This is a genomic window from Fictibacillus aquaticus (genome assembly GCF_002245695.1).
Lineage (GTDB): Bacteria > Bacillota > Bacilli > Bacillales > Fictibacillaceae > Fictibacillus > Fictibacillus aquaticus.
In genome coordinates, this window is sequence record NZ_NOII01000013.1 from 44,774 (window position 1) to 58,286 (window position 13,513).

15 protein-coding genes and 2 tRNA genes are annotated in these 13,513 nt (G+C 47.2%); 1 reads left to right on the forward strand and 16 read right to left on the reverse strand.

Going from position 1 to position 13,513, the window contains the following annotated elements; all coding sequences use genetic code 11:
• Positions 1-16 precede the first annotated feature (16 nt).
• The 4 genes from tatC to moaC are packed head-to-tail and all read right to left on the reverse strand — an operon-like array spanning position 17 to position 2,224.
• Complete coding sequence (gene tatC / locus CGZ90_RS17760; RefSeq protein WP_094253880.1) at positions 17-778, reverse strand: twin-arginine translocase subunit TatC; 762 nt, start codon at positions 776-778, stop codon at positions 17-19.
• A 13-nt stretch (positions 779-791) separates the two neighbouring features.
• Positions 792-1,010, reverse strand: a complete 219-nt coding sequence (locus CGZ90_RS17765) for a twin-arginine translocase TatA/TatE family subunit (RefSeq protein ID WP_094253881.1) — start codon at positions 1,008-1,010, stop codon at positions 792-794.
• A 24-nt stretch (positions 1,011-1,034) separates the two neighbouring features.
• Positions 1,035-1,682, reverse strand: a complete 648-nt coding sequence (locus CGZ90_RS17770; RefSeq protein WP_094253882.1) for a redox-sensing transcriptional repressor Rex — start codon at positions 1,680-1,682, stop codon at positions 1,035-1,037.
• A gap of 56 nt (positions 1,683-1,738) precedes the next feature.
• Entirely contained in the window at positions 1,739-2,224 is a 486-nt protein-coding gene (moaC, locus tag CGZ90_RS17775) for a cyclic pyranopterin monophosphate synthase MoaC (RefSeq protein ID WP_094253883.1), read from the reverse strand.
• A 311-nt stretch (positions 2,225-2,535) separates the two neighbouring features.
• Between moaC and CGZ90_RS17780 the strand changes: the two genes are divergently transcribed.
• Complete coding sequence (locus CGZ90_RS17780; RefSeq protein ID WP_094253884.1) at positions 2,536-4,470, forward strand: ABC-F family ATP-binding cassette domain-containing protein; 1,935 nt, start codon at positions 2,536-2,538, stop codon at positions 4,468-4,470.
• A 164-nt stretch (positions 4,471-4,634) separates the two neighbouring features.
• Here the strand turns inward: CGZ90_RS17780 and CGZ90_RS17785 are convergent, their stop codons facing one another.
• From CGZ90_RS17785 to CGZ90_RS20980, 12 genes are all read right to left on the reverse strand, one after another.
• On the reverse strand, positions 4,635-5,147 hold the full coding sequence (locus CGZ90_RS17785; protein WP_240515475.1) for a cysteine hydrolase family protein: 513 nt from the start codon (positions 5,145-5,147) through the stop codon (positions 4,635-4,637).
• 493 nt (positions 5,148-5,640) lie between these two features.
• Positions 5,641-6,654: a tRNA (adenosine(37)-N6)-threonylcarbamoyltransferase complex transferase subunit TsaD gene (gene tsaD, locus CGZ90_RS17790; protein WP_379675205.1), complete on the reverse strand. Its 1,014-nt coding sequence runs from the start codon at positions 6,652-6,654 to the stop codon at positions 5,641-5,643.
• A complete protein-coding gene (rimI, locus tag CGZ90_RS17795) occupies positions 6,651-7,109 on the reverse strand; it encodes a ribosomal protein S18-alanine N-acetyltransferase (RefSeq protein ID WP_240515476.1) in 459 nt (152 codons plus the stop codon). Before rimI ends, tsaD begins: the two co-directional genes overlap by 4 nt.
• 1 nt (position 7,110) lies before the next feature.
• The gene (gene tsaB, locus CGZ90_RS17800) at positions 7,111-7,812 is read right to left on the reverse strand and encodes a tRNA (adenosine(37)-N6)-threonylcarbamoyltransferase complex dimerization subunit type 1 TsaB (RefSeq protein WP_094253886.1); all 702 of its coding nucleotides are present in this window, start codon (positions 7,810-7,812) and stop codon (positions 7,111-7,113) included.
• Positions 7,809-8,264, reverse strand: coding sequence for a tRNA (adenosine(37)-N6)-threonylcarbamoyltransferase complex ATPase subunit type 1 TsaE (gene tsaE, locus CGZ90_RS17805; RefSeq protein WP_094253887.1), 456 nt, complete (start codon positions 8,262-8,264; stop codon positions 7,809-7,811). Before tsaE ends, tsaB begins: the two co-directional genes overlap by 4 nt.
• A 12-nt stretch (positions 8,265-8,276) precedes the next feature.
• Positions 8,277-9,254, reverse strand: coding sequence for a thiamine-phosphate kinase (gene thiL / locus CGZ90_RS17810; RefSeq protein WP_094253888.1), 978 nt, complete (start codon positions 9,252-9,254; stop codon positions 8,277-8,279).
• A gap of 149 nt (positions 9,255-9,403) precedes the next feature.
• Positions 9,404-9,479, reverse strand: a tRNA-Asp gene (locus tag CGZ90_RS17815).
• An 85-nt stretch (positions 9,480-9,564) separates the two neighbouring features.
• Positions 9,565-9,641, reverse strand: a tRNA-Met gene (locus CGZ90_RS17820).
• Between the two features lie 292 nt (positions 9,642-9,933).
• Complete coding sequence (locus tag CGZ90_RS17825) at positions 9,934-11,319, reverse strand: amino acid permease (RefSeq protein ID WP_094253889.1); 1,386 nt, start codon at positions 11,317-11,319, stop codon at positions 9,934-9,936.
• Between the two features lie 84 nt (positions 11,320-11,403).
• Positions 11,404-12,549, reverse strand: coding sequence for a trans-sulfuration enzyme family protein (locus tag CGZ90_RS17830; protein WP_094253890.1), 1,146 nt, complete (start codon positions 12,547-12,549; stop codon positions 11,404-11,406).
• A 69-nt stretch (positions 12,550-12,618) separates the two neighbouring features.
• Positions 12,619-12,927, reverse strand: coding sequence for a c-type cytochrome (locus CGZ90_RS17835; RefSeq protein WP_379675204.1), 309 nt, complete (start codon positions 12,925-12,927; stop codon positions 12,619-12,621).
• 384 nt (positions 12,928-13,311) lie between these two features.
• On the reverse strand, positions 13,312-13,513 hold a 202-nt coding region (locus tag CGZ90_RS20980; protein ID WP_205727420.1), incomplete at its 5' end, for a hypothetical protein.

Consider the following 13,513-nt stretch of genomic DNA (forward strand, 5'->3'; position numbering starts at 1 on the left):
CCCGGTTTCTTTATAACTATGAAGTGATCTCTTCCTCGAGCAGCGCGTCTTCCTCAGCCTGCAGTCTCTTGCGGTACGCAAAGCCTGAGATAAAGATGCTGATCTCGTACAGGACGATCAGCGGGAGTGTGACCATAAGATGCGACACGAGCTCCGGCGGTGTGATCATGCCAGCGATAACGAGAATGGCAAAGTAAGAGAATTTACGGATATTCTTCAGTAGCATCGGTGTGACCAGTCCGAGTCTCGTCAGGAACATCACGAGTATCGGAAACTGGAAGATGAGTCCGAACGGCAATGTCATGCTGAACAGAAACGAAAAGTACTCCTGAATGCCGTATTCCCCTTCTACCTTCAGCGTTTCCGCAATGTTGCTCATAAATGTGACAACGAATGGAAACAGCAGCAAGTATGAAAATGCAATTCCAGCAAGGAAAAGAGCAAAGGAAATAGGAATGTACATGAGCGTGACTCTTCGTTCGTTCTCATACAGACCGGGGCTGATGAACGCCCATAGCTGGTAGAGCGCGACCGGCGCCGTCATGACTAAGCCAATAATAAAGGCAAACGAAATATATACTTTTAACGGGTCGGTCAGATCAAACGCGTTCATCTGTATATTCTGCGCGATCGAATCGTTCTGCAAATACACAATAACGGGCCGCGATAGAAAGAATCCTGCGACCATGAACAAAAGAAAGACGGCACTGATGATGATGAGCCGCTTTCTTAATTCACCGATATGATCATATACAGACATGTTTTTATCTTGTGTCATATCTTTAACATCCTTACTTTTTCACGTCGCTGTCCTTTTTGTCATCCTTATCGTGCTCGTCCATGATGCCTTGAGTTGCACTCTTGAATTCTTTCAGCGTCTTGCCTGCTGCACGTCCAAGCTCTGGCAGCTTTTTCGGTCCGAAGATGATAAGTGCTGCAAGTCCGATTACAACGGCACTTCCTGGCCCAATCCAACCGATAACAAGTGAACTTCCTACTAATCCGATCATTCTTACACCTCCTATTAGACTGTTTTATTGTTGTTCAACAGGATATTGCTTCATAAAATAAACGAGTGACTGCAGCTCTACGGCAAGGTCGATGTGATGGACCCGAATGTGCGGTGGAACCGTCAGCCTCGCAGGCGTGAAATTCAATATGCCTTTTATCCCCGCTTCCGCCAGATCATCAGCGATTGGCTGTGCGGCGCCGACTGGAACGGTTAAGATCGCGACATCGATCTCTCTTGTCGCCAGCTCTTTTTTAATGTCGTTGATATGGTAGATCGGCACATCCGCGATCTCGGTCCCGATCTTGTTGGGATCAACATCAAACGCCAGCTGTATCATTGTGTTGTTGTTCTTTGTAAAATTGTAATGCAAGAAAGCGGTACCTAAATTACCGACACCGATCAGTGCCACAGGTGTTGTTTCATCCTGGCTCAGCGTTTTGGCGAAAAAGGAAAGCAAATAATTGACGTTATAGCCATATCCCTTTTTTCCAAGTGCGCCGAAATAGGAAAAGTCGCGCCTGATGGTTGCCGAATCGACCTTCACCGCCTCGGCCAGTTCAGCGGATGATACACGCTGTTTGCCCGATACGGAAAGGTTTTTTAAAAACCGGTAATATAGTGGAAGCCTCTTGGCTGTTGCCTGCGGTATTTTCAATTGTTCTTGGCTCATTTTAGCCCTCCAGCATGAGAAAGCTTGTCCCATCTATTGTAGCATATTTTTTCCGGTTATTCTTCCCGGTGAAAATCTCCATTTTTCCCGCCAGTCTTGAGGACGAGCGATGTTGGCCCGATGATCATGCCTTTGTCTGCCGACTTGCACATATCATATACGGTCAATGCCGCAGCCGAAACCGCCGTCAGCGCTTCCATTTCCACGCCCGTCGATCCCTTCGTCCGCACTTCACACTGTATGTTTAATATGTAAGATTCCTCACTCAGATCCCATGAAAAAGACAAGTCTACACCCGACAGTGATAACGGGTGGCACATCGGAATCCACTCAGATGTCTTCTTCGCCGCCATGATCCCCGCAACCTGCGCGACTGCCAGAACATCGCCTTTTGAAAAGCCGCCTTCTCGTATTTTATTATAAATGGTCTTGTTGACCGTAACGGCGCTTTTCGCCACAGCCGTTCGCAGCGTCGTTTCTTTCTCAGAAATATCCACCATCCGGGCGCGGCCTTCTTCATTAAAATGAGTTAACTTATCCATGACTCGCCCTCCTTTCCTAGAATATACAATAACTACCCCGCCCCTGTCCTCATCCATCCCTTCATAAATATAACGAAATCTTGAACAATTCGTTGTTTGGTGGTTTGTTTTGGGGTACGGTACTCGCGCTTCAAAGGAAAGGCGCGGTGCCGGCGTTACGGGTTGGGGGTCCGGTACCAAAGGTACCGGACCCCCAACCACCCACTCACTGTCTCCTAGTTGCCACGCAGGAAACGAGTGGGCTACACTAGAGTTATATAAATAGAAGCGGTATGGGGTATAATTCCCCTTTTCCATAGAGGTGAACAGCGATGATTATTTTACAGGTGAATGATGTCAGCAAATCATATGGTGCTGAACCGATTTTAAAGAATATTAAGCTTGAAGTACAAAAGGGTGAGCGTATCGCCCTTGTCGGAAGAAACGGTGCCGGAAAGTCCACCCTTCTCCGCATGGTGACTGGGGAATTGTCTCATGACACTGGCCATATCATGATTCCGAAAGATGTACAGGTCGGCTATCTGTCTCAGGATGCCGGTCTCGACTCTGAGAAATCGATCTGGAACGAGATGCTGAGCGTGTTTGACCATCTTCGCCAGATGGAGCGCCGTCTGCGGCAGATGGAAGAACAGATGGGTGATCCGGTTGTTCTCGCCAACGAAGCGGAATACAGCCGTGTTTTAAAAGAATACGATGAGCTTCAGGTGACATTTAAGGACCTCGGCGGCTATCAATATGAAGCAGACATCCGCAACGTGCTCCACGGATTTCAGTTCAGCGAGTTCGACCGCGAGACGCCTGTCCACACGCTGAGCGGCGGACAGAAAACACGCCTTGCGCTCGCTAAACTTTTATTAACAAAGCCAGACCTTCTCATACTGGATGAGCCGACCAACCATTTGGACATTAAGACGCTCACGTGGCTTGAGCAATATTTACAGTCGTATCCCGGCGGAATCCTAATCGTTTCCCACGACCGTTATTTCTTAGACAAAATCGTCACAACGGTCTACGAGATCTCGAGGCTCCGTTCCGCTCGCTATGTGGGGAACTATTCCAAGTACCTCGAGCTGAAGGCAGAGCGCTTTGAACAGGAAATGCGCGAATTCGAAAAGCAGCAGGATCAGATTGCGAAGCTGCAGGATTTCGTGCAGCGCAACATCGCCCGTGCTTCTACGACCAAGCGGGCGCAGAGCCGCCGCAAGCAGCTGGAATCCATTGAAGTTCTCGACCGTCCGGCGGGCACAGAGAAATCGGCTTACTTCTCGTTTGATATCGACCGCCAAAGCGGAAACGATGTACTTAAGCTGAACAACGTATCGACTGGATACAGTCCGAATGAACCGCTGTTCAAGCCGGTTAACTATCATATATCCCGTCAGGACAGCGTCGCAATCGTCGGTCCGAATGGGATCGGGAAGTCCACTCTGTTAAAAGCGATACGCAAAGAGCTGCCGCTTCTCACAGGCGATATCCAATACGGAACGAACGTAAAGATCGGCCATTATGATCAGGAGCAGGCTAACCTGACTTCTAACAAAACACTTCTGAAAGAGCTATGGGATGACTACCCGCTAAAAACGGAGAATGAGATCCGCTCGATCCTCGGGCAGTTCCTGTTCAGCGGTGATGATGTACAGAAGTACGTGAACGAGCTGAGCGGCGGACAGAAAGCACGGCTTGCGCTCGCGAAGCTAATGATGCAGAAATCCAATGTCCTGCTGCTAGACGAGCCGACGAACCACTTGGACCTCGACAGCAAGGAAGTGCTCGAGAATGCACTCATCAACTATCCAGGCACGATTATTTTCGTATCGCATGACCGTTACTTCATCAACCGTATCGCGACAAAAGTAGCTGAGCTGTCTAAAGAAGGCATAACCGGCTACCTTGGGGATTACGATTATTATGTAGAGAAAAAAGCCGAGATGAAAGCGCGCGAAGAGATCGAAAAGCAGGAAAGCTCGACCACGGGTGTCTCTACTTCTGCTCCGGCACCTGGTTCTGGAAAGCACGCGATCGACAAGGAAAGCAAAAAAGCCGACCGCAAGCGCCAGCGCCGCATTGAAGAGATCGAATCCGAGCTGGAAGGACTTGAGGAGCAAGCCGCTTCCTATGAAGAAGCCCTATGCGACCCAGAAGTATTCCAAGACTATGAAAAAACAGCCGATTTCCAGAGTAAACTGGATGCTGTTAACGTGAAAATCGAGCAGTTGATGGAAGAATGGGAAGAACTGCAGCAATAACAAGGAAAACCCTCAGGGGGTCCGGTACTTCGGTGCCAAGTCTCCTGATGGTTTTTTAGTTTGCGGGGTTTTTGTAGAAGGCTCTTTTCGTATAGATGTTGCTATTTGGATCATTTCAAGGAGTAGCATTAAATAATTGGAACATTACCTTAATATTAATTGAACTATACTAATTCTGGATCTTGAATCAATAAGTCATTCAAACAAATGATCTTGCATCCTTTACTTTCATAATAGTCCACCATATCATCAATTTTCTTTTTATCATAACTGGTAATGCAATCTGATAGCACACTAACCCCATAGTTTGATTTACGTAAGTTATAGCAAGTTGACTTAACACAAGCAACAGCATCTGCTCCAGTGATGTAAAAGTCGTCTATTTCATTTATACGAATAAAGTCTGCGAATCCTTCACTTGTTAATGCGTTTCCTTTATATTTTGTAAAAACATTTTCTGATACTATTTTCAAATCTGGAACTAATTCGGCACCTCGTGTATCTGTTTTAAAAGTTCTCGTACCAGGTGATAAATTCTCATGTCTTATATAAACAACATGAATATTATTTTCAACCGCCCAATCAATCGATTTGTTAATATTGTCAATGATATCTTTGTAATTCTTAGTTATGTCATTTTGAATATCAATGATTACTAAAGCTTTTTTCTGCATCATGCTTCCTCCTAATAAATAAACCGCTGTAATATGCTACTGTAACTACAATACCATAAAAAGGGAATTTAACTTAGGTTTATTTAAAAGCAATAATTTTTTTCGAAAAAAGCCTTAAAGAAATGCGCGGGTCGAAAATAACCATTTGCGGGTCCTGATCCCTCGTGCCAGGTCTCGGCTAGCTGGGGTCCGGTACACGCGGTACGCCTTGCACCGCGTACCGGACCCCCCTTTAAAAAATCCCCAAATTTATCTCAAAAAAACTTATCCACAACCAAAACACGGAAAAAACTTAGCTTTTTGTGAGTTATACATGAGTTATCCACTTTATCCACAGAATTAACACGTGAAACTGTGGATTTTGTGCACAACTTCAAATCTTTGCGGTTGCTGTCTTTCTTTTCGTTTTCCACATTATCCACAGACTTGCTGATAACTTATCCACATTAAATAAAAAGAGCGATTCCTACTCTTAAAGGAACCGCTCTTCTCTATTTTATTGAGCCTCTAAATCCAATCCTGGTACGCCATTCAGCGCCAGATCAGCTCTCTTGCCTTTTTTATACTCAATGCTCGCAGCTGCTCCGATCATCGCTGCATTGTCCGTGCATAGCGATAATGGCGGGATGATCAGCTCATACTGTGAGCCGGCAAACCGTGCTTCTAATCCTGCACGCAGTCCTTTGTTCGCGGCAACGCCTCCAGCAAGCAGCACTTGCTTCACGCCGTACTCTTGAGCTGCACGGAACGTTTTTTCCACAAGCACTTCTACTACACTCGCTTGAAAGCTCGCTGCCAGATCTTCCGGCTTGATCGTTTCGCCGCGCTGAGTGGCGTTATGCACAGTGTTGATAACTGCGGACTTCAAGCCGCTGAAGCTGAAATCATAGCTTCCCGGTTCGAGCCAGGAACGCGGCAAGTCGATAACCGGCTCGCCTTCCTGCGCTAGACGGTCGATATGTGGACCGCCTGGATAAGGCATGTTCAAGGTGCGTGCCACTTTATCATACGCCTCGCCCGCTGCATCGTCCCGTGTCTCCCCGATTACTTCATACGAGCCGTGTTCTTTCATATATACAAGCTCCGTATGGCCGCCGGACACGATCAGCGTCAGCAATGGAAACTCCATCTCTGTCAGAAGTCTGTTCGCGTATATATGGCCAGCGATATGATGCACCGGTACAAGCGGCAAGCCGTGTGCGAACGCAAAAGCTTTTGCCGCATTAACACCGATCAGCAGCGCGCCGACAAGTCCTGGTCCTTCTGTCACTGCAACAGCCGTCAGGTCACTTGGCTCCAAGCCTGCCTGCGCTAGAGCTTCCTCAAGTACAAGTGTCATCTGCTCCACATGATGTCGTGACGCTACTTCAGGAACGACGCCGCCAAAGCGTTTGTGGCTCTCAATCTGTGAAGATACGACATTCGAGACGATTTCTCTTCCGTTTTTAATGACCGCAGCGGCTGTTTCATCACAGCTCGTTTCGATCGCCAGTATCAGTTCATCCATCATAATTCCACCCACATGACCAGTGCATCTTCTCCGTTGTCACTGTAATAGTTTTTTCGTATGCCCCCGTTTTGAAAGCCGAGCTTTTCATACAGTTTTCTTGCCGGCGTGTTGGTTAGCCGAACTTCCAATGTCATCGTCGCCGCACCGTATCGCTTCGCAAGCTTCATCACCTGCTCAAGCAGCGCCACTCCGAGCTTTCTGCCGCGGTGTTCCGGCAGTATCGCGATATTCGTGATATGCGCTTCGTCCATGACGACCCATACGCCGCAATAGCCGATCGTCTGGAAGTTCTCTTCAATAAGCATATAATGCGCAAACTGGTTGCCAACGATCTCGTTATGAAATGCTTCTGCCGTCCAAGGTGTTGCAAACGAGCATTGCTCGATCCCGACTATATCTTCAATATCCGATATTTTCGCCATTCGATACGTGATGTTTTCCATGTTCACACTCATATCAAACCTGCTTATTCTGCGCCTTGAGCCAGTTTACTTCAGCTTCAGCCAGCTGCAAGTAGCTCGGCACAAATGCATGCACGTCGGCCTCAGGGTCTTTTTCCATGCCTAAACGGGCAAGCTCTGATGGCTTCGGAATATTGTCTCCTGCAGTCCCGAACACCGCGAGATCACCCATCGCATCCGCAATCGCTTCTTGATGCAGCGGCAGATCGGTTCCGATAAAAAGCACACGGCGATTATACGTCTTCAACACCTCAAGCCATTCGGCGCGCAGGATAATGCGGTCTGCAGCCAAGTTCTTAAACTCGCCATCTTCGCGTCCGTAAAGTCCTGTAAACAGCTGCGTGCGGCGTGCATCGAAAAGCGGCACGACAAGACCGTCAAAGTACTTCCCGTTCTGTGCCAGCACCTCAAGGCTTGAAACACCGACAAGCTCCTTTTTCAACGTCCAGGCAAGTGTTTTGGCCACTGTCACACCAATTCTGACTCCTGTATATGAACCCGGTCCCTGCGCCACAGCGATTCGGTCTAAATCAGCCGGCGCTGTACCCGTTTCCTTCATCAGCTCGTCCACCGCTCGCATGAGCCGGATCGAATGGTTCTTTTTTAAATTCGTGATGATTTCCCCTGTCACGATCCCGTCCTTCAAGACCGAGATACCCATCACAAGGTTCGATGTGTCAATCGCCAAAACGTTCATGATAAAAGCTCCTTACATAACTTGATGTACCGCTCGCCAACAGGCTGCAGTTCGATTTCCCGCGCTGTGTCCCCTTTATGGCGGATCACAATCGCAAGCCTGTCGTCCGGCAAATACTCACCGATAAACTGTGCCCACTCGACGACACAGACTCCTTCGCCGTAAATGTATTCATCAAACCCGAGATCCTCATCTGAATTCTCGAGCCTGTACACGTCCATATGATAGAGAGGAAGACGCCCGTTGTATTCCTTCATGATCGTAAAAGTCGGCGAATTCACGTTGCGCTTCACACCAAGCCCTTTGGCAAGCCCCTGGGTAAACGTTGTCTTCCCAGCGCCAAGATCGCCTTCAAGCGTCAGCACATCGCCAGGCTGGACGAGCGTTCCAAGCTTAAACGAAAGCTGGTTTGTCTCCTCAGCCGAATCCGTCTTTATCGTATAAGTCTCCAAGGCTCTTCCTCCTTACTTTTTAAAATGATTGTAGCCCTTCTTTTCAAGTGCTCTTTTCCCGTTGCTGTCTGTTATGTAAACAAAAGCAGACTGTTTTTCTGTTACTCTTCCGATCTGAAAAATCTGCAGATCACATTCCTCAAACTGCTGTTTCATTGCTTCAAATGTTTCAAGTGAAGCTGTACCAGCCAGCTTATAATCCTCTCCGCCATACAGCATCCAGTTCAGCTGCTGTTCAGAGTTGAACTTTTCAAGGTGCTCGCTGACTGGCAGTTTATCCCGTTCTATTTCAATGGATACAGCGCTTGGTTCGGCGATTTCATGCAGCTCGCTAGCCAGCCCGTCACTGACATCGTTGAGCGCAATGCGTTGCTTCAACCCCGCAAGCAGCCGGCCTTCTTTTATATGAGGCATCGGCGTTTGGTGAGCAGCTAAAAGCGGTTTAACGTCATCTGATAATTTGTTATTCAGCAGAAGCGACAGCCCTGCCGCCGATTCCCCGAGTACGCCAGTAATGAACACAACATCTCCCGCTCGGGCATTTTTCCTGAGCAGCCTGACACCGTTCTCGACCCTTCCGATAACAGTGACCGAAACCACGAGCGGACCTTCTGTCGAAACCGTATCCCCGCCGATCAGATCTACGCTATATTGCAAGGCAAGACTGTCCATTCCCTCATAGATTTCCCGCAGTTCATTTTCATTCCATGAAGGCGGTATAGCGATCGATACGAGATAAAACTCAGGGACAGCTCCCATCGCCGCCAAATCGCTTAAATTCGCAGCCAGCGCCTTATGCCCAACCTGTGCTGGGCTCATCGTCCGACGTGTAAAATGAACGCCTTCTGTCATCGTATCGAGGCACACAACCTGTTCGCTGTCTTTTATAGGGCGCCAAATGGCCGCATCATCGCCGATTCCTTCTTGCAGGGATTCTTGATGATGCTGTTTAGGGGTGATCTTACGGATAAAACCGAACTCGTCCTCCATCGCGGCGCCCTCATTTCAATAAGTATCTCATAATAAAAAAGCCTTAGGTTTATGCTGTCCTAAGGTTTTCGTTCTATCATATAGTTTATAACAAGTCTGGACATAAAAAAACACGAAACCACTGTTTCGTATCTGAAAGTAAATATAAATGGCGGACCCGACCGGGGTCGAACCGGCGATCTCCTGCGTGACAGGCAGGCATGTTAACCACTACACCACGGATCCGTGAAAAATAATTGGTTGCACCTAAACGGCACTACTGATATTTCATGAGCCAGATGATTATCCGACGCAGTTCATGAAATAAATTTGGTTGCGGGGACAGGATTTGAACCTGCGACCTTCGGGTTATGAGCCCGACGAGCTACCAGACTGCTCCACCCCGCGACAATGATATAGCTTACGGATGATGTTACTCCTCCGAAGCGGACTGTTTCTTCCTCTACAAGATTACTCTTAGAGGTTTATGCGTCGAAACAACTCGCAGCGTATACATGATGTAACGCTCGTTGCTCCACCCCTGCAATGATGCTTTCGAAGAGGTCTTAAGGACAATATTAAATATAGCATACTCTTCCATAGGTTTGCAAGTGTTTTTATTAAGTTGAGTGTTTTTAGTTAATACTTCTCCTGAAAACAGAGATGAGCACCAGGTTAGTATTGACCTGGTGCTCTTGTTTTATGCTGCTTTTTGGTTGTCTGTTGGTGCTGTTTTGTTGAAGCCTTTTGCGTAGTAGACGGCTGTTAATCCTGCTAGCCAAAGTGGGCCGACTAGTAGGGCGATGCGTGTTTCTGGGAAGTATGCCATCAGGCCGACTACGAGGCCTAGGAATGCTAGTGCAATGTACGAGCCGTATGGGTAGAATGGCGCCTTGAATTTCAATGACGCTTTTTCAGCCGGCGATAAGCTCTTTCTGAACTTAAGCTGTGATAACAAGATCATCGCCCATGTCCATACTGCACCGAACGTTGAGATACTTGTGATCCAGACGAATACTTCGCTTTCCGGGAACAAGTAGTTCAGTGCAACACCGATCAAAAGAACGGCTGCAGAAGTTAGAACAGCAACGGAAGGTACTCCGCTTTTGCTGACTTTTTTCAATCCAGCCGGCGCTTGTTTCTGCTGTGCAAGGTTGAACAGCATGCGTCCTGTGCTGAAGATACCGCTGTTGCAGCTTGAAAGAGCTGCTGTAATAACGACAAAGTTTATGATTCCGGCAGCTTGTCCGATGCCGATTTTTTCAAATGTTAGTACGAATGGGCTTCCAGTCGTTCCGATCTGATCCCAAGGGTAGATCGCCATGATAACGAATAGTGCACCAACATAGAAGATAAGGATACGCCAGAAAACAGTGTTGATCGCGCGCGACAATGACTTTTCTGGGTTCTTAACCTCTCCGGCTGTTACCCCGATCATTTCAATTCCTAGGAACGCGAACATGACCATCTGCATGGACATCAGAATTCCTTGGAACCCGTTCGGCGCGAATCCGCCGTTCTCCCAAAGGTTGCTGATTCCTGTTGCTACTCCGCCATTTCCAAATCCGAATAAAATAATTGCTAAACCAGTTGCAATCATCACGACAATCGCAACGATTTTAATTAAAGCAAACCAGAATTCAAACTCTCCATACGCTTTGATCGCGATAAGGTTTATGCTTGCCATGATCACGAGTGCAGCAAGCGCCCAAATCCAACGCGGCGTGTCTGGATACCACATCTCCATGTAGATACCGACGGCTGTAATTTCGGCCATACAAGTTACGACCCAAAGGAACCAGTAGTTCCATCCAGTAATGTACCCTGCTAGCGGTCCGAGGTAATCTTTTGCATATCTGCTGAAAGATCCGGCGACTGGCTTATGTATCGCCATTTCACCCAATGCTCTCATAATAATAAACATAACAGCTCCGCCTAATGCGTAAGCAAGAAGGATCGCTGGCCCCGCCATCTTAATGGCAGATGCTGATCCTAAAAAAAGCCCGACGCCAATGGCCGCGCCAAGTGACATCAGTGTTATGTGGCGCTCTTCCAAGCCACGGTGTAATTGCTCATTCGGCTTCATATACGTATGTCCTCCCTTGATGTGTTTAAAATGAAGCGCTTTCAACATAGATATATTACCACGATTCGACATACGCTGACAAACTTACTTTCTAAGTGATTCTTTTACCGCGTTCTTAAACAAAGCGCATATGTCTCTTTTTTCCTCAATTCCGACTGAGATTCGTACAACATTTTGATTGATCCCAAGCTTTTCAAGCGTTTTTGGCGGCACAGAACGATGCGATGTGCCAAGCGGATATGAGACGGTAGTTTCCACTCCGGCAAGCGACGGAACGATTTTCACCCATGAGAGCGACTTAAAGAATTGCTCCACAATACTGTTTTCTGCAAGCTCAATCGTTACAATTGCACCATTTCCACGCTCGCTTACAAACTCAGGGTAATAAACCTTCTTTACCCCCTCTAAGCCGCGAAGGCTGTCCGCAAGTGCCTGTGCATTCTCCAGGTGACGCTGCATCCTTAATCCGAGCGTCTTGATCCCGCGTGAAGCAAGCCAAGCGTCAAACGGTCCAAGGTTGCAGCCAAGATGAATCATTTTCGCTTTCGCTTTAGCGATGAGTTCCTCTCCGCCCGCAACGACTCCTGCCGTCACGTCACCATGGCCGTTTATATACTTCGTCGCACTATGCACGATTAAGTCCACACCGCTGCTGTACGGCTGGAGCACATATGGCGTCGCAAACGTGTTATCGATCATCGTTAAGAGGCTGTGCTCTTTTGCAATCGCCGTAAGTTCTGCAATGTTTTCAACACGCAACAAAGGATTTGTAACAGACTCAGAATATAAAAGCTTCGTGTTCGGCTGTATCGCCTTTCGTATCGCTTCAGGATCAGAAAAATCAACAAAGCTCGTATCGATTCCGAACTCTGTAAGTTCATGTGCGAGCAGCTGGTATGTCCCGCCATATAGATCCTCACACGCGACAATGTGATCGCCATTTTTAACTGCTGCCAAAACGCCAACTAAAATTGCGGAAATACCCGAAGACGTTACAACTGCTGCAGGAGCACCCTCTAGAGCGGCAACACGCTCCGCAAAATCATTGTTGTTCGGGTTGTTCATACGAGTGTAAAGGTAATCATTCTTTCCTCTGAAATAGTCCTCAAGATCGTCCAGATCCTTAAAAGCAAACGCTGATGTTTGATAGATAGGTGTAATCTTACTGACTGATTTCGGCTTGTTTGCTGATGTATGTACTGTTTTTGTGTCAAAATGAAGTGAATCCATCTATACCGCCCCCATTTTTGGTTTTATCAAGTGTAACATAAAGAAGATCGCCGATAGCGATCTTCTGCTTTACTTTTTATCTGAGAGCCACGAGGCCACATTTTCAGCTTCTTTACCGCCTATAAGTCCTGCTGGCATTCCGCCTCCGCCGTCTTTAATCTGCTCCAAAATCTCATCCTTGCTGTATTCCTTACCGACCTCCTTTAAAGCAGGTCCACTAGATCCTTCAAGGTTCTGTCCATGACAACTCGCACAATTCTGCTTGTATATTGCTTCTGCACCCGCCGAGTCACGGCCGCTGCTCTCCTCTTTATCACCAGAAGAACACCCAGCAACTGATAAAATCAGTCCAAGAGTTAGAATAGTCTTTTTCAGCAATAAAATCCCTCCTTGTTGTAAAATTTCGTAAAGCATATTCAAGTAGTTCCCTTTGGGTTGGGGGTTAAACATGATGGTATTTGGAAGGGATACGGGTGGCCTAGTTTGGGGTCGGGGACGGGATTGGGGCATTAGGGTCGGGGCTTTGCCCGTAAATCTGGATTTTCGCCTGTGTTATTGGATTATTTGTCTGTAATTATGATTTTTTGCTTGTAAAATTATTCGATAGAGTTTTTGTGGCAGCTCGATCTGCGGAAAATGACTATGATGAGAGTCCGGTAAGGTGCTGGACCCGCAAATTTGGATATTGACCCGTAAATCTCGATTTCGACCCATAATTTCATAATTTAGACTCGCAAATTTCCATTTAGACCCGCAAATCGTTCAGAGGGTGTTTCTCCGGGAGTATGATACTAAGAAAATAGCTTCTTCGCCTAATACTAAAAAGAAGATAACCGGTTTTTGGTTATCTTCCACCTTGTTTCTGCTCTTTAACTCCCAAATCATTGTTATAAAACACAAAAAAGAAGATAACCAATTGCGGTTATCTTCTATCCTTGCCCGGCCACGTCCTACTCTTACAGGG